This is a genomic window from Lacinutrix sp. Bg11-31, assembly GCF_002831665.1.
Taxonomy (GTDB): Bacteria; Bacteroidota; Bacteroidia; order Flavobacteriales; family Flavobacteriaceae; genus Lacinutrix.
On the sequence record NZ_CP025118.1, the window covers coordinates 245,062 to 262,107 of the forward strand.

The window sequence follows — 17,046 nt, forward strand, 5'->3', positions numbered from 1 at the left end:
TAGTCATTTAAACCTGAAATTTTGGTTAGTTTAAGCCTTAATTACAGTGGCGCTAAGCTTTACTTAAAATGAACGTTAAAAGAAACAAAAGTATATTTCCATTTTAGTACTTTTGCAAAAGAAAAAGTAAAATAAAAAAAAGCATGCAATACGCAGAAAATATCCTTGAAACTATAGGAAACACACCACTAGTAAAAATAAACAAACTTACAGCAGAGTTACCATGTTTGGTACTCTCTAAATACGAAACCTTTAACCCAGGAAACTCGGTAAAAGATCGTATGGCATTACAAATGATTGAGGATGCCGAAGCAGATGGTAGATTAAAACCAGGAGGAACAATTATAGAAGGAACCTCTGGAAATACAGGAATGGGATTAGCATTAGCAGCAATTATAAAAGGCTACAAATGTATTTTTGTAATGGCAGATAAGCAGTCCAAAGAAAAAGTAGATATCTTAAAAGCAGTAGGAGCAGAAGTAGTAGTTTGCCCAACAGCAGTAGAACCAGACGATCCAAGATCGTACTACTCGGTATCTAAACGTTTAGGCGAAGAAACACCAAACTCATGGTACGTAAACCAATACGATAACCCAAGTAATGCAAAAGCACATTACCAAAGTACAGGACCAGAAATATGGAAACAGACAGATGGTAAAATAACACACTTTGTAGTTGGAGTAGGAACAGGAGGAACAATCTCTGGAGTTGGTAAATATTTAAAAGAACAAAATCCAAATATTAAAATTTGGGGAATAGACACTTACGGTTCAGTATTTAAAAAATACCACGAAACAGGAGTTTTCGACGAAAAAGAAATCTATCCATACGTAACCGAAGGTATTGGAGAAGACATTTTACCAAAAAATGTAGACTTCGATATTATCGATGGTTTTACTAAGGTAACAGATAAAGATGCTGCAGTTTACACACAGCGTTTAAGTAAAGAAGAAGGTATGTTTTTAGGTAATTCTGCTGGTGCAGCAATTAAAGGTGTGTTACAATTAAAAGAACACTTTACTAAAGACGATGTTGTTGTTGTATTGTTTCACGATCATGGTTCACGTTATGTAGGTAAAATGTTTAACGACGATTGGATGCGTAAAATGGGTTATATAGAGTAAACGTCATTGCGAGGACGAAGGACGTGGCAATCTCTTTATCGCTTTAACAGAATAAAAAAAGGAATCTCATAATAAAAAAGCAAAAAGCACAGTTTTAAAACTGTGCTTTTTTTGTTTCATCTTCTTGAGCTTAAATCGGCATTTACCTTTTCGTTAAGAACTTGAATCACCGTTTTTTTTAACTCATCATAGTCAAAATTCTCATCAAATTTATATGGTAAAGATGTGTGCGTTCCATTGATTTCCATTCCAAGATTATATTTTGGTTCGCCTGATTTAACAGGATTGGGTGCGTTTTCCATCTGGATGGTAATTTTAGCTTTTCCATTTTCGTTTAACACATAAAAAACATGCTTATAAAAATATTTATTTTCTTTTACAGCAAAGTATTCCATAGCATGTACTCTTTTGTCTTTCCAAATGAATTTGTCTAAGCAAAACCATTTTTTTCGATAGACATTTAATGTGTCTTTGGAGTAGTTTTCATATAATCTCTGTTTATATGTTTCAGCTTTTTTATATTCCTTTTTAGCATAATAAACTTGTATAATTTCAGAATAATAACCAAAACCTTTAGGGCGTAATTCGTTTAGTTCTTTAAATGCAATTAGTGCTTTGTCGTATTCCTTAGATAACAGTTCGTGATTTGCAATATTTTTAATAAGATTAATATAAGATTCTGAATCTTTTGAGATATTATCCTTTGCAATATAAAAAGATTTGATTGCGTTTTTTATGTCATTTTTCATCAAATAAACCAAAGGAATCTGTGTAAATATATAATCAGGAGGATTTTCTTTTTTTATTGCAGATTTATAAAGGCTAAGAGCTTTGTCTGACCTACCTAAAAAGCAATATGAATTTCCAAGCGCACCTAAATAACTGCTTTCATTTGGGTTTAATTTAATTGCTTTTTTTAATAATTTAATAGCAGTAGAAAACTTCCTTTTATAATTATAGTAAACACCTTTGCTGAAAAAAGTATCTGGATCTGTTTTATCTTTTTTTATAGATAAGTCTATTAATTTTAAGAAATTATTATAATCAGATTTGCTATAATATGTCATTCCAACATAATAAACAGCTTTTGCTGAATAGTTTTTTACATTACCAGAATATTCAGATATAATCTTGTCATATTGTTTGTTTTCATATAGCGTTTTTATAGTATTTGTAAAGTCTTCTTGTGTATAGCCAACAAGACTTGTTAAACCAATCAATACTATAATAATAATTTTATTCATGCTCGTTTTTAATTACACACAATGTCTCGTTGATATAAAATCGTTTCAATGTTTTATATCATACGTTAAACGAAGTTAGTAGAAAAAAATGACAAAGTCAAGTTTGTAATGCTAAAGAAAACAGCTATTTAAATGGGAATTATATGTCTTTCTTCGTTAAGCATCTTCCTCTAGGTTCATCACCTTCCTTAAGTACAATTTCAGAATGTAGAAACTTAGCAGCTTCTGCAGAACCTTTTACTTTAGAAGCACTACGTTCTAGCATTTCTAATTCAAATGTAGTTAATACGCTTTGCCTCACTCCAGCTTTTCTCCATTGAGATAATGGTCTACATTCTCTTGAGATTCCTCGAGCCAATGCCAGCGCATCTAGCAAAGCCTGATTTGCACCTTGTCCTTTAAATGGGCTCATAGGATGAGCTGCATCTCCTATTAGAGTTACTGGTCCAGCTTTATCTAATAATTCTATATCTAGTAATTCTCGATCGTATACAGGATAACCAGAAATTTGAGCTTCTAGTGTTGCTGCAACAATTTGCGGAATGGGATCGTGCCATTGTGTTCTTTTAGATGCTTCTTCTTTTAGAGCTTTAGGTCCTATAGCACTCAACGCTTTTGCTTTCTTTTCTGTTATTGGAAAACTAAGTTGCCACATTATTGAGTTATTGTTATAAGGCATCATATAAATGCGCTCATTACCATTAGCGGTTTGAAATACCGTTTCCGAGTCTAGCAAAGGACTATCAAGTCCATCGAGAGTATCTAAAGGACAAATACCTAATATTACAATACAATCTAGGTAACGTAATGGGTTAATAGCCTCACCAATTAACAATTTTCTTACAGTACTTCGAATACCATCGGCTCCAACCACAAGGTCTGCCTTAGCGATTTTTAATTTCCCATCTACTTTAAAACTTAAATCAACACTTTCTCCTTTAGACTCCTTAAAATCTACTAATTGATGTCCCCAATTTACCATATTATGTCCACCGAGTTGTTCAAGTAGCGCTAAACGTAAAGATTGTCGTGCAATATGTACATTTGTGCGCTTCGAAGATTTTTTATCACCAGACTGTATCCACTTTCTCATTCCCCATTCACCAATAACTTTTCCTTCTGTAGTATGAACCACATGTCTTGTTGAAATTACACCTTCTTTTAGCGCAAAAACACCTAATCCTTTAATAGCTTTACTGGCTTGTTGTAAGGTGAGGCCGTAACCTTGAGATCGTGCTTCGAAGTTATTATCGCGCTCATAAAGAGTAAAAGGAATGCCACGATGTAAACAAGCTACAGCTAAAGCTACTCCTCCAATACCACCACCAATAATAGCAACATGAGGATGGTTTTCTGTATCTGCTACAGGATGACTAGTAGATGCAACTAAGCCAGATCCTTTACAATTTAAACATGAATATAAGCTTCCTTTTGGGCGAACAGGTGCTTTTTTAACACTATTTGTTTTTTCAAATAATCTTAATGCCTCCTGATAGTTGAGTCGTGCTTTTTTGCGTAATTTTCGTCTCTTTTTGCCACGCCCTTTACATTCCTTACATATATTCCAGATAGCCTCTTTGTTTTTCATCTTTATTATTTAACCAAATATCAATGTTGTTGTGTGTAAAATGTTTTGTGTTTGTGTGCTAAGATTTTTCTGAGGGAAAATCAGGCGTAATAAAAGAGGGACAACCTTTCGTTATGCCCAAAATAGTAATTATTTTTATAGATTGTTGTGCAACGTTTTTATCAGTTTGGAATTCCAACTCTTGTAAATAATTCACGCATTTCAACTAGTTCAAATTCATTTTTGAAATTTCCTAAAATTCGTTTTTTTCCGTTATCTAATTCCAATGAGAATCTTTTTCTGCCAAATACAGATTTTTCATTTAGTCGTTTAATTTCTCCGATTTTAATTTTCTCTGCTGTGGAATTTTTGAAAAGAAAGAAATAGAGAGCAATTATAGAAACAATTCCTATCGCAATCCAAAAATATTCAATTATTCCATATCCCGTTTTATTCTGTCCAATTAAACGGGTTAAAGCGTTTGCTAAATTCAATATCATTAAAATCTTTAATATCAGATATTGATTTTTAAGTCCATCTTTAATTTCAATTGTGTTTTCTGATTCGTTATATTCTATTTTCATTGTATTAGGTTTCTGCCAAATGTTGTTCAAATCCTTAATATAAGATAAACTCAATCAATATAACTAATGCAGAATCTAGTGTTAGAGTTGTGGTTATGTTTTGTACTCCCAAAAAAACTCCAGGATTAAACGAAGTTCGACTATTTTTTTATAAAGTAAAGTTTAATGTTTAAGTAAATACGTACATTTAAAACATGCAAGAAGATTTTCTCCATTACCTCTGGAAACATAAAAAATTAGAGACTACTAATCTTAAAACCACAAAAGATGAATTGGTTGCGTTAATAAACGTAGGAGAGCATAACCATAACGCTGGACCAGACTTTTTTAATGCACAATTAAAAATAGGAAGCCAGATTTGGGCAGGAAATTTAGAAATTCATATAAAATCTAGCGATTGGTATTTACATAACCATGAAACAGATAGTAATTACGACAATGTAATTATGCATGTAGTTTGGGAACATGACACCGAAATATTTAGAAAAGACAATACAGAAATACCAACACTAGAATTAAAACACTACGTAACAAAAGAAGCACTAAATAACTACCAGAAATTATTCAGTAATACTCAAAAGTGGATGAATTGTGAAAACGATTTTGCATCAATTCCAGAATTTACTATTTCTAATTGGTTAGAGCGTTTGTATTTTGAACGGTTAGAGCGCAAAGCAAACGATATTACAATTGTATTAGAACAAAGTACTAATAACTGGGAAGCTGTTTTATTTAAAATGTTATCTAAAAACTTTGGGCTAAAAGTAAATGGTGAAGCTTTTGCTAGTATTGCTAATTCTTTCGATTTTTCGATAATAAGAAAACAGCAATCTAAACTACTAAGTTTAGAAGCCTTATTATTTGGGCAAGCAGAATTACTAAAAGAAGATTGCCAAGAACCATACTTTATAGCACTAGAAAAAGAATATCAGTTTTTAAAACAAAAATTTAGTTTGTCTTCTAAAAACGTAACACCTCTGCATTTTTTTAGATTACGACCGCCAAATTTCCCAACCATTCGTTTATCACAATTAGCGAATATGTATTATTTACATCAAAATGTGTTTTCAAAAATAATAGAAGCTAAAACCTTAGAGGATTTCTATAAGTTGTTTTCTGTAGAAACTTCTGTTTTTTGGGAAACACACTATACTTTTAGTAAAGTATCTAAATCATCAAAAAAGAGATTAACAAAATCCTTTATAGATTTGCTGTTAATCAATACTATTATTCCTATAAAATTTAGCTATGCTAAACAATTAGGTAAATCTATAGACGATGACATTGTGCAATTGCTTCAGCAAATAACTTCAGAAAAAAATAGCATTGTCAATAAATTTAATAGCTTAAAAAAGGTTTCTAAATCTGCATTAGACTCTCAAGCTTTAATTCAGCTTAAAACAGAGTATTGTAATAAAAATAAATGTTTGCAATGTGCTATTGGGAATCAGTTGCTTAATAAAATATCAAACTAATTTAGAATTAAAATAGAAAAGGTTTTATTACCTTGCACTATGCAAATAGCACGAAATACATTGTTGTTTTTTCAAAAGCATGGTTATCATGTTTGTCAGCGAATAGCAGATAGGTTAGGTATTCGTGCAAAAATTGTACGTACCTCTTTTATGTATTTAACATTTATAACTGTTGGTTTCGGTTTTGCTTTATATTTATTTATGGCTTTCTGGATGCGAATAAAAGATATCGTATATACTAAAAGATCCTCAGTTTTCGACTTGTAAAAAAATGGTGAATTCACTACTTAAATTTTTTAGAACAAAAATATATTTAGCCATTGCGCTATTAATATTTGTATTATTAACAGGTGTCCTAGGATTTAAAATGATCTCAGGATACTCTTGGGTAGATGCTATTTACATGACGGTTATTACTATTACAACCGTAGGTTTTGGAGAGGTGCAACCGCTGGATGATAGCTCCAAAATATTTACTGTATTTTTAATTTTATCTAGTGTTGTAATAGTAGGTTACGCACTTTCTATTATTACCGAGTATATTATTAGTAGAAATAACTTCGATGAGCTAAAAAAGAAAAAGATGCAAAAGAAAATTGATAGTTTCAAAAATCACACTATTATCTGTGGATTTGGACGTAATGGAAAACAGGCGGCTAAAAAATTAATGTCTTATAAAAAGCCATTTGTAATTATAGAGAAAAATAAAGATATTATAGAGAAGTTCCAGAGTGAAACAATACCAATGGTATTTGGTAATGCTAACGAAGATGAAATACTTTTACAAGCAGGTTTAGAAAGAGCAGGTACACTAATTTCGGCTTTGCCAAGTGATGCAGATAATCTATTTGTGGTGCTTTCTGCGAGGCAAATAAATAAAAATGCATGCATAATTAGTCGTGCTTCTCGTGAAACCTCTTATCAAAAATTAAAATTAGCAGGCGCAAATAATGTTATTTCACCAGATAGAATTGGTGGAGATCACATGGCGTCTTTAGTTGTAGTTCCAGATTTAATCGAGTTTATAGATAATCTAGCTGTAGGTGGAAACGAAAATGTAAATATTGAAGAAATAGATGTAGATAAACTCTATAACACGTCTAATAAAGTGCAGACTATTAAGGATTTAGATTTGAGAAACAAAACTGGTTGTACAGTTATTGGTTTTAAAGGAAGCGATGGAGAATACATTGTAAATCCAGAAGCCGAAACAAAATTAGTACCACATTCTAAGGTTATTGTTCTTGGAAGACCAGAGCAAATACAAGAGCTTAATTCTATCTACGATTTAGATTAGTGTTAATATTTTAACGACTACCATTTTATAAACTCAGCATTTTTTTGCATCTTGCTGTTCTTAAACTAAAAACTAACTAACTAAAAACACATTATGAAGAAGTATCTTCTTTCAATTTTCTCATTAATTTTACCACTATTATCTTTGGCTCAAGATGCTACAGAAATAGGTATCGATCAAAAAATCGATAATGCCTTTGGAAGCGCTACAGGTTGGTTTGTAGATATAATATTTTATAGAATAGATTTTGGAGGAGGCGTAAAAATATTTTGGGTTTTATTTCCTTTAATCCTTGGAGCTTTATATTTTACCTTTTACTTTAAATTTATAAACTTTAGAGGATTTTTTACTTCAGTAAATATTGTTAGAGGTAAATACGATCATTTAGATGGTGCAGATGATAAAAGTGTGCAGGATCTACATGTGGCTGGAGATTCAACTCCAGGTGGAGATTCTATTGAAACCATTAAGATTGAAAATCATGAAGGAGAGGTTAGTCATTTCCAAGCATTAACAGCAGCTTTATCAGCAACTGTAGGTCTAGGAAACATAGCAGGTGTTGCCATTGCTGTTTCAATTGGTGGAGCAGGAGCAACGTTTTGGATGATTGTAGCTGGATTTTTAGGTATGGCTTCAAAATTTGTAGAATGTACTTTAGGTGTAAAATACAGAGATATAGAAGCAGATGGTACTGTTTACGGTGGACCAATGTACTACTTAACTAAAGGACTAAAATCTAAAGGTCTTGGTGGTTTAGGTAAAGTGCTAGCAGTATTGTTTGCAATATTTGTTATTGGTGGTTCTTTTGGAGGTGGAAACATGTTCCAAGTTAATCAAGCATTTCAATTAGTAGAAAATATTACTGGAGGAGAGCAATCTTTCCTACATGGTTATGGTTGGGCATTTGGTCTTGTTATGGCTATTTTAGTTGGTATCGTTATTATTGGAGGTATTAAAAAAATAGCTAGTGTTACAGATAAAATTGTACCGTTTATGGTTGCTATTTATGTAGCAGCATCATTATTCGTAATCATTTCTAAATCAGATATGATTGGATCAGCTTTTCTTGCAATTTGGGATGGAGCATTTAGCCCAGAAGGAATTGCTGGTGGTGTAGTAGGTGTATTAGTACAAGGATTTAGACGTGCAGCGTTCTCAAACGAAGCAGGTATTGGTTCGGCTTCTATAGCGCACGCAGCAGTAAAAACAAAATATGCAGCAAGTGAAGGTTTAGTAGCATTATTAGAACCTTTCATAGATACAGTTGTTGTTTGTACAATGACGGCTTTAGTATTAATTATTACTGGTTTTGTAGATCCATCTAATCCTCCAGGAAGTGATGCTCAAGCAATATTATTAACGTCTAGTGCATTCGAATCTTCAATCTCATGGTTTCCATATGTATTAACTGTAGCAGTTGTTTTATTTGCATTCAGTTCAATGATATCATGGTCTTACTATGGTTACCAAGGATGGTCTTACCTATTCGGACGTACTAAAAAAGCAGAGTACACTTATAAAGTTATCTTTTGTGTATTTGTAGTTATTGGAGCAGCAGCAAGTTTAGGTTCTGTAATTGGTTTCTCAGATGCTATGGTATTTGCAATGATGGTTCCAAACATGATTGGTCTGGTACTTCTTGCACCTAAAGTAAAGGAAGAGCTTCTAAAGTATACGACTGCCATTAAAGCTAATAAAGAATAACATATAGTATTAATATGAAAAATATAAGATCCCATTTCAAGTTCACTAAGCAACAACGAAATGGGATTTTTTTATTACTATTACTTATCGTTACCTTTCAATGTGTTTATGCATATGTTAGTTTTTCTTCGGAAGAAATAAGCGTTGACTTAAAAGCGTTACAATTATTTCAAGCAGAAATAGATTCACTAAAATTGGTTGAAGTTGAAAAACGTAAACCAAAAATCTACCCTTTCAATCCAAACTTTATTACAGATTATAAAGGCTATACCTTGGGTATGACAAATGAAGAAATTGATAGGCTTTCAAAATTTCGAGCTAAAAACCAATGGGTGAATTCAGCAAAACAGTTCCAACAAGTCACAAAAGTTTCAGATTCTGTCTTTAATAAAATCTCACCATATTTTAAATTTCCAGATTGGGTAACAAATCCAAAGCCTAAAAAACAATACACAAAGTCTTTTAATACTAGTAAACCTAAGACGGAAGCTGAGAAGATAGATTTAAACGTCGCAACAGCAATGCAGCTTCAAAAGGTTTATGGAATAGGTGAAGCGTATTCAGAGCGTATAATAAAATACCGTACAAAACAAAATGGTTTTGTTTCATTAATAGAATTAAACGAAGTCTATGGTTTAAAACCTGAAACGATAGAAGAACTTAAAAAATCTTTTAGTTTAAAAACACCAAAAGCAATCAGTAAAATTAATTTAAACACAGCTTCTAAATCAGAATTGGTAACAGCTAGATTTATAGATTACGAAATTGCCCATAATATTATTGAATATAGAACTCTTCACGAAGGCTTTGAAAATATTGAGGAATTAACAAAAGTTAAAGACTTTCCGGTAAAAAAAATAGAGATAATTAAGTTATATTTACAGCTTAATTAGAATATAATAAAATGGATAGTAGATACTTCACCGAAGAACATAATTTATTTAGAGAAAGTTTATCAGATTTCTTACAAAAAGAAGTTGTTCCACATATAGATAAGTGGGAAAAAACTGGACACATAGAACGTTTTATTTGGGAAAAATTTGGAGAAATGGGCTTTTTCGGGATAGCATATCCAGAAGCTTATGGAGGAATGGATTTAGATCTGTTTTATACCGTTATATTTTTAGAAGAACTTCAAAAAGTGAATTCTGGTGGTTTTGCTGCTGCAATGTGGGCACATGCTTACTTAGCAATGACACATGTAAATGCAGAAGGAAGTGAAGAAGTAAAACAAAAATATTTAACCAAAAGTATAACAGGTGAAATGATTGGTGCAATGGCAGTAACCGAACCTTTTGGAGGTAGTGATGTTGCAGGAATGCGAACAACTGCTGTTAAAAAGGGAGATACTTACGTGTTAAACGGATCTAAAACATTTATTACAAATGGTGTATATAGCGATTATATTGTAGTAGCTGCCAAAACAAGTCCAGAACTTGGTAATAAAGGTATTAGTATGTTTATTGTAGATAGAGACACTAAAGGTGTTAGCGCAACAAAATTAGATAAATTAGGTTGGAGAGCTAGTGATACAGGAGAAATTGCATTCGATAATGTAACCATTCCTGCAAGCCATTTAATGGGAGAAGAAGGAAAAGGGTTTCCATACATTATGCAGCATTTTGCTTTCGAACGTTTAATTATGGGAATCAATTCGCATGCTAGAGCGGAATTTGCACTAGAATATGCCGTAAAATATATGGGAGAACGCCAAGCTTTTGGCAAAACTATAGACAAATTCCAGGCTTTACGTCATACAATGGCAGATTGCTATGCAGACATGGAAGTGTGTAAAGAGTTTAATTATACAGTAGCAGCAAGATTAGATAAAGATGAGTATGTTGTAAAAGAAGCTACCATTTCAAAACTGCGTTCTACAAAAATGGCAGACGATGTTATTTATCAATGTCTTCAAATGTTAGGAGGCTATGGTTATATGGAAGAATATCCAATGGCACGTTTATTGCGTGATAGTAGACTAGGACCTATTGGTGGAGGAACTTCAGAAATCTTAAGAGAGATTATCGCTAAAATGGTAATTGATAAAAAGGAATATAAACCGGCTGTAAAGCATTAATTAAATTATTGTTTTAGCGAAAATTGTTTTTCAATTTGCTAAAATGGTAATTGATATAAAGGTAAATATCCTTACAGTAAAATATAAGATTCTTGCTATTTGTGCTGAGCTAAACTCAGTAAAGCAAGAATTTTATAGTTTATAGAAAGAGATTAAGGTTTAGAAAAGAAATATTACTTTTACCAAGTTCATTTCAATAATGTAACATTGTTTTCGTTATTGATAAGAGGTCAAATTATAAATATCAACTTTTTTTAAAAATGAAATACCCAAATCAAATCTTATGTCTGTTATTCTTTTTATTCAGCACAATTGCGTTCGCGCAAAAAGAAATCAATAATCAAGTAGTAGATTTTTTTAGCGACACACCTATAGAAAGTGCAAGTGTTTATATTAAAAGCACAGCAATAGGAACAATAACAAATGCAGATGGGAAATTTGCACTTCGTATTCCAAAAGAGAACGTATCAGATACTTTAGTGGTTTCATCTATTGGATTTTCAACAGAAAAAATCCCATTAGATCTGTACGACGCTTCAGAACCAATATACTTAGTAGAAGCAGTTGCATCTCTAGATGAGGTTGTGTTAGAGGCAGAAATCAGACCAAAAACGGGAAATGATATTGTATTAAAAGCAATTGAAGAATTGCCTCTAACAATGCCAGATTCCTCATACATTCAAAAAGGTTTTTTAAGACATAAAGAACGTAATAAAAAAGAATTTAAATGGCTTATAGAAAGCGCCATTTCGGTTTATGATTCTGGTTACTCAGTACCAGCAAAAAATTACCTAAAGATAAACGTAGATCAAATGCGTAAAAGTTACGATCTAAGAGATATCGATAGTTTGTTTACCTATGCTTCTTACTTAAATCAGAACTCTACAGTAAGAACGAATCCTAAAAATTTAAGAAGAAGTCAGGTTAAAACAGCTTTATTAGAAAAGTCTATTAAGTGGAATGACAACAGAGTAAACGGACTTCAAAATATATTTCAAGGAAAACTCAACATGTTTAGAAATGTAGACGGTAAAAAAGCATTATTTGGTGAAGACATATTAAAGAATCATCAATTTAAACTAGACACCATTTTAGTAGATAACGAACGTAAACTATATAAAATTGAAATTACAAAAGGCGAAGAATACGTAGGTTTAGATACCAAAGGTATTTATAACGAAGGCTACCAAGCCAAAGGCTGGCTGTACATCTACTACGATAATTTTGCCATTAAAAAAGTAGAATACGAATTAGTAGCAGCATCAAAAGAACAAAAAAGCAGAAGCAAGCGCTTGTTCGATACGCAAACCAATCATAAATTAGTAATAAACTACAAGGAGTATAAAGATAAAATGTACCCTAATTACATTTATTACGAAACACCAAAACTCGTTAACGTAGGTTATAAACCTAAAAACAAACAAGACGAGCAATTTGCCGAACAATTTAATAAAGAAGAAAGATATTATTTTACAATACAAGAAATTCTGTTTTCAGACATTGTATTAGATCACGATAAGATAGATGCAGAACTTGAAAACAAATGGGACATGGATATTTTTTCACCAAAACCTTATAATAAAGAATTTTGGGAAACATATAATGTCTTGTTAGAAAGCGAAGACGAAGAAAAAATGATTCAAGACCTAAGCAAAAGAGCTTCTCTCTTTAAAGAGTAATTTATTGGGCGTTACCAAGACCTACAAGAAAAATGTAGATCTTGGTCAGGCTTTCCGTTATATCTTTTTTAAGAAGAATAAAAAAGGATGGCACTACAATCCTTAACGCGGCAATACGTGCTAATTTTTTATATTTAAAGTCAAATAACAATCATGTCTATAAAAGCATTTACAGATTATCTTCAACTAGAGCGAAACTATTCCGAGCTTACTGTAAAAGCATACACAAACGATATTAATGCCTTTCAATCTTTTTTAATCAAAGAATTCGACGATTCACAATTAGACAAAGTAAACTACTCTCAAATTAGAAATTGGATTGTACAGCTAGTAGAATCTAAAATTTCAAACCGAAGTATTAATCGAAAAGTTTCAGCATTAAATTCCTATTATAAATTCTTATTAAAAATAGGAGACATAGAAATAAACCCACTATCAAAACATAAAGCTTTAAAAACTAGTAAAAAATTACAAGTTCCTTTTTCTGAAGCCGAAATAAATATAGCATTAGACGATTTAAAATACGAAGACGATTACGAAGGTGTAAGAAATAAATTAATAATAGAATTATTCTACTCCACCGGAATTAGAAGAATAGAATTGGTTAATTTAAAACTATCAGATGTAGACTTTGGTAACAGAACCTTAAAAGTATTAGGTAAGCGAAACAAAGAACGCTACGTGCCCTTATTGCAATCTGTAATACAAACAATACAAGCTTATATACTAAAGCGAAAAGAGTTAAGTGTAATCGAAGATAATCAAGCTCTTTTTTTAACAAAAAAAGGAGTTAAAATTTACGAAACTCTTGTTTACAGAATAATAAATGAGTATTTTAGTCTAGCATCTAATAAGGTAAAAAAGAGTCCACACATATTACGGCACTCATTTGCAACCCACTTATTAAATCAAGGTGCAGATTTAAATGCTGTTAAAGAGCTTTTAGGACACTCAAGTTTGGCTGCAACCCAAATTTATACTCACAATAGTATAGCCGAACTTAAGAAAGTGTATTCTAATGCACATCCAAGAAGTAAAAAATAACAGCTATTGTATAACCTATTTAATACAACGCTTATGAATCGAGCATGTTATAAACTCTATTATCATTACAAATATTAATAGCGAACAACATGTGTCAATTAAAAAGCAAATAAATATATCCACATGAAAGTAAACACTCAAGCAGTAAATTTTAATGCAAATCCAGAATTATTAAACTTCGTTCAAGAACGAATGAATAAGTTAGATACCTATTTTGATAAAGTCATAAAATCCGACGTGTTTTTGAAGGTAGAAAACACAAGTGGTAAAGAAAATAAAGTTTTCGAAGCACGAGTTAGTGTTCCTGGAGATAGTTTTGTTGTAAAAAAACAATGTAAATCCTTCGAAGAAGGCGCTGATATCGCAATTGCATCGTTAGAAAGGCAGTTAAAAAAGCGAAAAGAGAAATTAAGAGCACATTTATAAAAAAATTTATAAAAAATGTTTTCGAATATCTAAATAAATATATACATTTGCAGTCCGTTAGAAATAGCGGACTTTTTTTTACGAAAAAAAGGTATTAAAAGCCGATGTAGCTCAGCTGGCTAGAGCAGCTGATTTGTAATCAGCAGGTCGTGGGTTCGAGTCCCTCCATCGGCTCAAAATAAAAGAAGTGTAAAAACTTTTTTTAAAAGTTCTTTAAAAGTATTGATAAGTTTAAGATTGGGGAGATACTCAAGCGGCCAACGAGGGCAGACTGTAAATCTGCTGACTACGTCTTCATAGGTTCGAATCCTATTCTCCCCACTTTTTTTACCAAGAAAAAGTAAGTTTTAAACAAAGAATTATTAAATAATTGCGAGAGTAGCTCAGTTGGTAGAGCGTCAGCCTTCCAAGCTGAATGTCGCCAGTTCGAACCTGGTCTCTCGCTCTAATATTTAAGCCGGTGTAGCTCAGAGGTAGAGCGTTTCCTTGGTAAGGAAGAGGTCACGGGTTCAATTCCCGTCATTGGCTCAATTTATTAAAAGACAAAAAACAGAATACAAATATTATTATATAACTAAGATTAAAATTATTTAAAACATGGCAAAGGCAACTTTCGATCGTTCAAAACCACATTTAAACATTGGTACAATTGGACACGTAGATCACGGTAAAACAACTTTAACTGCTGCTATTACTAAAGTATTAGCTGATGCAGGTTTCTCAAATGCATTATCATTTGATCAAATTGACAACGCTCCAGAGGAGAAAGAGAGAGGTATTACAATTAATACTTCACACGTAGAATATGCAACAGAGAATCGTCACTACGCACACGTAGATTGTCCAGGTCACGCCGATTATGTTAAGAACATGGTTACGGGTGCTGCACAAATGGATGGAGCTATATTAGTAGTTGCTGCAACAGATGGACCAATGCCACAAACTCGTGAGCATATCTTATTAGGTCGTCAAGTAGGTATCCCAAGAATGGTAGTATTCTTAAATAAAGTGGATATGGTTGATGATGAAGAGCTTTTAGAGTTAGTTGACATGGAAGTTCGTGAATTGTTATCATTCTATGAGTATGATGGTGATAATGGACCTGTAGTATCTGGTTCTGCTTTAGGTGCGCTTAACGGTGAGCAAAAGTGGGTTGATACTGTTTTGGAATTAATGGCACAAGTTGATGCTTGGATTGAAGAGCCATTAAGAGAAGTTGATAAGCCTTTCTTAATGCCTATTGAAGATGTATTCTCAATTACTGGTCGTGGAACTGTAGCAACAGGTCGTATCGAAACAGGTGTTGCTAATACAGGTGATGCTGTTGAAATTATCGGTATGGGTGCAGAGAAATTAACATCTACTGTTACTGGAATTGAAATGTTCCGTCAAATATTAGATAGAGGTGAAGCTGGAGATAATGCAGGTATTTTATTAAGAGGTATTGAGAAGTCTCAAATCTCTAGAGGTATGGTAATCTGTAAGCCAGGTTCTGTAACTCCACATGCTAAATTTAAAGCTGAGGTTTATATCCTTAAAAAAGAAGAAGGTGGGCGTCACACTCCATTCCATAATAATTACCGTCCTCAGTTTTACGTTCGTACAACGGATGTAACAGGGAACATTGCATTACCAGAAGGAGTAGAGATGGTTATGCCTGGAGATAACTTAACAATTCACGTTGAGTTAATTCAAGCAATTGCTTTGAGTATCGGTCTTCGTTTTGCTATCCGTGAAGGTGGTAGAACAGTAGGAGCTGGTCAGGTAACTGAAATTTTAGACTAATATAGTCTTATAGATATTAAGTTAAGGTGTCTCGTTTTCGTGACACCTTAACTTATATTTACGGGCGTAGCTCAGTTGGTAGAGCACTGGTCTCCAAAACCAGGTGTCGGGAGTTCGAGTCTCTCCGCCCGTGCTTATAGTAATTAAGGTTATTAATAGCCTTGTTTCTCAAAATGAATTAGAGAAATGTAGTAATACATATTTCGTTAAATAAAGATTTAAATGGCTGGAATAGTAAATTATATAAAAGAATCATTCGGTGAGTTGAAAAACAATGTAACTTGGACGCCTTGGCCAGAAGTACAAAAGTTAACAATATTAGTTGCTGTATTTTCAATTATATTCTCTTTAGCAATTTGGGGAGTTGATACTGTTTTTAGCAAAGTTATTAGCGAATACTTTAAATTAATTAGTTAATATAAAGTTATGGCTGAAGTAGGAGAAAAAAAGTGGTACGTTGTAAGAGCGGTAAGTGGTCAAGAAAATAAGATTAAAACTTATATCGAGAATGAAATAGCTCGTTTAGGTTTACAAGATTATGTTGAGCAAGTATTGGTTCCTACAGAAAACGTAATTCAAATTAGAAACGGAAAAAAAGTAACTAAAGAAAAAGTTTATTTCAGTGGTTATATTATGATAAAGGCTAACCTTACAGGAGAAGTGCCACATATCATTAGATCAATAACTAATGTAATAGGTTTCTTAGGAGCTACAAAAGGAGGAGACCCTTTGCCTTTAAGACAATCTGAAGTTAATAGAATGTTAGGTAAAGTAGATGAATTATCTGTAGACATGGATTCTAGTGTTGCTATACCATTCACAAAAGGAGAAACGGTAAAAGTTATAGATGGACCTTTTAATGGTTTTGATGGAACAATCGAAAATATTAATGAAGAAAAACGTAAGCTTGAAGTAATGGTTAAGATTTTCGGAAGAAAGACACCATTAGAGTTAAGTTATATGCAAGTAGAAAAAATTTAATAATTGTTACAATAAAGAAAGTGTTAAATCAGCTTCAAAATAGATTTAAGACAAAACTA

General features: G+C 32.4%; 16 protein-coding genes and 5 tRNA genes. 18 read left to right on the plus strand and 3 right to left on the minus strand.

The genetic code is table 11. The features are described from left to right. Positions 1–143: 143 nt before the first annotated feature. Positions 144–1,124 (plus strand): PLP-dependent cysteine synthase family protein, encoded by a 981-nt coding sequence (locus CW733_RS01130; RefSeq protein ID WP_100994913.1) that lies wholly within the window; start codon positions 144–146, stop codon positions 1,122–1,124. Between the two features lie 116 nt (positions 1,125–1,240). Here CW733_RS01130 and CW733_RS01135 read toward each other — a convergent pair whose 3' ends face one another. From CW733_RS01135 to CW733_RS01145, 3 genes are all read right to left on the minus strand, one after another. Then, positions 1,241–2,368 (minus strand): lipopolysaccharide assembly protein LapB, encoded by a 1,128-nt coding sequence (locus CW733_RS01135; protein ID WP_100994915.1) that lies wholly within the window; start codon positions 2,366–2,368, stop codon positions 1,241–1,243. A gap of 139 nt (positions 2,369–2,507) precedes the next feature. Then, a complete protein-coding gene (locus CW733_RS01140; RefSeq protein ID WP_100994916.1) occupies positions 2,508–3,956 on the minus strand; it encodes an NAD(P)/FAD-dependent oxidoreductase in 1,449 nt (482 codons plus the stop codon). Positions 3,957–4,117: 161 nt separating this feature from the next. Continuing rightward, positions 4,118–4,519, minus strand: a complete 402-nt coding sequence (locus CW733_RS01145; protein ID WP_100994918.1) for a hypothetical protein — start codon at positions 4,517–4,519, stop codon at positions 4,118–4,120. 194 nt (positions 4,520–4,713) lie between these two features. Here CW733_RS01145 and CW733_RS01150 point away from each other — a divergent pair, with 194 nt between their 5' ends. The 17 genes from CW733_RS01150 to nusG all read left to right on the plus strand — a co-directional run bounded on the left by CW733_RS01150 (position 4,714) and on the right by nusG (position 16,987). After that, positions 4,714–5,994: a DUF2851 family protein gene (locus CW733_RS01150; protein ID WP_100994920.1), complete on the plus strand. Its 1,281-nt coding sequence runs from the start codon at positions 4,714–4,716 to the stop codon at positions 5,992–5,994. A gap of 39 nt (positions 5,995–6,033) precedes the next feature. Beyond that, positions 6,034–6,261 carry a PspC domain-containing protein gene (locus CW733_RS01155; protein ID WP_100994922.1) on the plus strand — a complete coding sequence of 76 codons (228 nt, stop codon included), beginning with the start codon at positions 6,034–6,036 and terminating at the stop codon, positions 6,259–6,261. A 4-nt stretch (positions 6,262–6,265) separates the two neighbouring features. Beyond that, entirely contained in the window at positions 6,266–7,291 is a 1,026-nt protein-coding gene (locus CW733_RS01160) for a TrkA family potassium uptake protein (protein ID WP_100994924.1), read from the plus strand. 93 nt (positions 7,292–7,384) lie between these two features. Continuing rightward, the gene (locus CW733_RS01165; RefSeq protein ID WP_100994926.1) at positions 7,385–8,995 is read left to right on the plus strand and encodes a sodium:alanine symporter family protein; all 1,611 of its coding nucleotides are present in this window, start codon (positions 7,385–7,387) and stop codon (positions 8,993–8,995) included. Between the two features lie 14 nt (positions 8,996–9,009). After that, on the plus strand, positions 9,010–9,888 hold the full coding sequence (locus CW733_RS01170; protein ID WP_100994928.1) for a helix-hairpin-helix domain-containing protein: 879 nt from the start codon (positions 9,010–9,012) through the stop codon (positions 9,886–9,888). 11 nt (positions 9,889–9,899) lie between these two features. Further along, positions 9,900–11,072 carry an acyl-CoA dehydrogenase family protein gene (locus tag CW733_RS01175; RefSeq protein ID WP_100994930.1) on the plus strand — a complete coding sequence of 391 codons (1,173 nt, stop codon included), beginning with the start codon at positions 9,900–9,902 and terminating at the stop codon, positions 11,070–11,072. Between the two features lie 260 nt (positions 11,073–11,332). Then, entirely contained in the window at positions 11,333–12,751 is a 1,419-nt protein-coding gene (locus CW733_RS01180; protein ID WP_100994932.1) for a carboxypeptidase-like regulatory domain-containing protein, read from the plus strand. Between the two features lie 153 nt (positions 12,752–12,904). Beyond that, positions 12,905–13,795 carry a tyrosine-type recombinase/integrase gene (locus CW733_RS01185; RefSeq protein WP_100994934.1) on the plus strand — a complete coding sequence of 297 codons (891 nt, stop codon included), beginning with the start codon at positions 12,905–12,907 and terminating at the stop codon, positions 13,793–13,795. A gap of 123 nt (positions 13,796–13,918) precedes the next feature. Next, entirely contained in the window at positions 13,919–14,221 is a 303-nt protein-coding gene (hpf, locus tag CW733_RS01190; RefSeq protein WP_100994936.1) for a ribosome hibernation-promoting factor, HPF/YfiA family, read from the plus strand. Between the two features lie 100 nt (positions 14,222–14,321). Next, a tRNA-Thr gene (locus CW733_RS01195) sits at positions 14,322–14,395 on the plus strand. A gap of 65 nt (positions 14,396–14,460) precedes the next feature. Beyond that, positions 14,461–14,542: transfer RNA gene (locus CW733_RS01200), tRNA-Tyr, on the plus strand. Between the two features lie 51 nt (positions 14,543–14,593). Further along, positions 14,594–14,666, plus strand: a tRNA-Gly gene (locus tag CW733_RS01205). 11 nt (positions 14,667–14,677) lie between these two features. After that, positions 14,678–14,749: transfer RNA gene (locus tag CW733_RS01210), tRNA-Thr, on the plus strand. A gap of 69 nt (positions 14,750–14,818) precedes the next feature. Continuing rightward, entirely contained in the window at positions 14,819–16,006 is a 1,188-nt protein-coding gene (gene tuf, locus CW733_RS01215) for an elongation factor Tu (RefSeq protein WP_100994938.1), read from the plus strand. A gap of 60 nt (positions 16,007–16,066) precedes the next feature. Further along, positions 16,067–16,139: transfer RNA gene (locus tag CW733_RS01220), tRNA-Trp, on the plus strand. A gap of 89 nt (positions 16,140–16,228) precedes the next feature. Beyond that, positions 16,229–16,423, plus strand: a complete 195-nt coding sequence (gene secE, locus CW733_RS01225) for a preprotein translocase subunit SecE (protein WP_055448227.1) — start codon at positions 16,229–16,231, stop codon at positions 16,421–16,423. A 9-nt stretch (positions 16,424–16,432) separates the two neighbouring features. After that, on the plus strand, positions 16,433–16,987 hold the full coding sequence (nusG, locus tag CW733_RS01230; RefSeq protein WP_100994940.1) for a transcription termination/antitermination protein NusG: 555 nt from the start codon (positions 16,433–16,435) through the stop codon (positions 16,985–16,987). The last annotated feature ends 59 nt before the right edge of the window (positions 16,988–17,046 follow it).

Bases quoted from the DNA above. Each gene is read 5' to 3' on its own strand.
- CW733_RS01130 (WP_100994913.1), top strand. From the start codon at position 144: ATGCAATACGCAGAAAATATCCTTGAAACTATAGGAAACACACCACTA.
- CW733_RS01135 (WP_100994915.1), bottom strand. From the start codon at position 2,368: ATGAATAAAATTATTATTATAGTATTGATTGGTTTAACAAGTCTTGTT.
- CW733_RS01140 (WP_100994916.1), bottom strand. From the start codon at position 3,956: ATGAAAAACAAAGAGGCTATCTGGAATATATGTAAGGAATGTAAAGGG.
- CW733_RS01145 (WP_100994918.1), bottom strand. From the start codon at position 4,519: ATGAAAATAGAATATAACGAATCAGAAAACACAATTGAAATTAAAGAT.
- CW733_RS01150 (WP_100994920.1), top strand. From the start codon at position 4,714: ATGCAAGAAGATTTTCTCCATTACCTCTGGAAACATAAAAAATTAGAG.
- CW733_RS01155 (WP_100994922.1), top strand. From the start codon at position 6,034: ATGCAAATAGCACGAAATACATTGTTGTTTTTTCAAAAGCATGGTTAT.
- CW733_RS01160 (WP_100994924.1), top strand. From the start codon at position 6,266: ATGGTGAATTCACTACTTAAATTTTTTAGAACAAAAATATATTTAGCC.
- CW733_RS01165 (WP_100994926.1), top strand. From the start codon at position 7,385: ATGAAGAAGTATCTTCTTTCAATTTTCTCATTAATTTTACCACTATTA.
- CW733_RS01170 (WP_100994928.1), top strand. From the start codon at position 9,010: ATGAAAAATATAAGATCCCATTTCAAGTTCACTAAGCAACAACGAAAT.
- CW733_RS01175 (WP_100994930.1), top strand. From the start codon at position 9,900: ATGGATAGTAGATACTTCACCGAAGAACATAATTTATTTAGAGAAAGT.
- CW733_RS01180 (WP_100994932.1), top strand. From the start codon at position 11,333: ATGAAATACCCAAATCAAATCTTATGTCTGTTATTCTTTTTATTCAGC.
- CW733_RS01185 (WP_100994934.1), top strand. From the start codon at position 12,905: ATGTCTATAAAAGCATTTACAGATTATCTTCAACTAGAGCGAAACTAT.
- hpf (WP_100994936.1), top strand. From the start codon at position 13,919: ATGAAAGTAAACACTCAAGCAGTAAATTTTAATGCAAATCCAGAATTA.
- tuf (WP_100994938.1), top strand. From the start codon at position 14,819: ATGGCAAAGGCAACTTTCGATCGTTCAAAACCACATTTAAACATTGGT.
- secE (WP_055448227.1), top strand. From the start codon at position 16,229: ATGGCTGGAATAGTAAATTATATAAAAGAATCATTCGGTGAGTTGAAA.
- nusG (WP_100994940.1), top strand. From the start codon at position 16,433: ATGGCTGAAGTAGGAGAAAAAAAGTGGTACGTTGTAAGAGCGGTAAGT.